Source organism: Serratia sp. HNCC26DJ244 (assembly GCF_057180565.1).
Map to the genome: position 1 here is coordinate 1 of NZ_JBXUGO010000078.1, position 935 is coordinate 935.

The 935-nt window shown below is 57.2% G+C and carries 1 pseudogene; it reads left to right on the forward strand.

The features are described 5' to 3' along the window. Nucleotides 1-935: pseudogene (locus AC2A06_RS18610) on the forward strand (hypothetical protein); the annotation flags it as partial.

A 935-nucleotide genomic window follows, 5' to 3' on the forward strand; every position in this document is an offset into this window, starting at 1 on the left:
CAACTGGCGGCGGATTCGGCCTTGGGGCAGACCACCACCCTTGACCTGAGCAGTGGGGCGACGGTGGATTTAAATGGCCACACGCAAACAGTGCAAACTCTGGTCAATAGTGGGGTGCTGGATCTGGCGGGCGGTTCGTTACTGCTCGCCCTGGGGGGGAGCTCAAGCGCCACCGGGGGCTTAACCGGTGATGGTCTGTTGACGCTACAAGGGGGCACCTTCACCGTCAGCGCCGCCAACAGTGGCTTAACCGCCGATACCGACATTGACAGCGGCGCGACGCTGATACTGAACAATGCCGGGACCCTGGGCAGCAGTGAGGTGAATGTCGACGGTAACCTGAATTTTGCCCGCGATGGCAGCTTTGCCAACCCACTCAGTGGTGCCGGCACTATCAATACCCTGGCAGATGTACAACTCACCGGTGATAACAGTGCGTTTACCGGGGCTCAGGTGATTGGGGCAGACAGTCGTTTAACCGTTACTGATGCCAATAATCTGGGGGCCGCCAGCGCCACCGTGGATTTGACCACCGACAGCGCGGTGCTGAATTTCAGTGGCGTGACGGAGGATGTGGCTCATGCCCTGACTGGGGTGGTTGATTCCACCGTCAGTATCAGCAATGGGGCTGAGATGTCCCTGTCTGCGGATAACAGCAATTTTTACGGTTTGTTTGATCTGGTTGATAACAGCACCCTGATGGTGACGCAAGCCCCACAATTGGGCAATGGTGTAGTCGCCATCGCCAGTGGCAGCAACTTGCTGTTTAGCGCTTATGCCAACGGCGCATTAAGCACCCTGGATAACGCGCTGAGCGGAGCGGGTACTTGGACGCTGGATGCCAGCCATATCAATCTGAGCAATAGCGGTAATGCACAGGGCTTGAGTGGTGTGGTGGACCTGACTAATGGCTCCAGCCTGAATATTGACGGCAA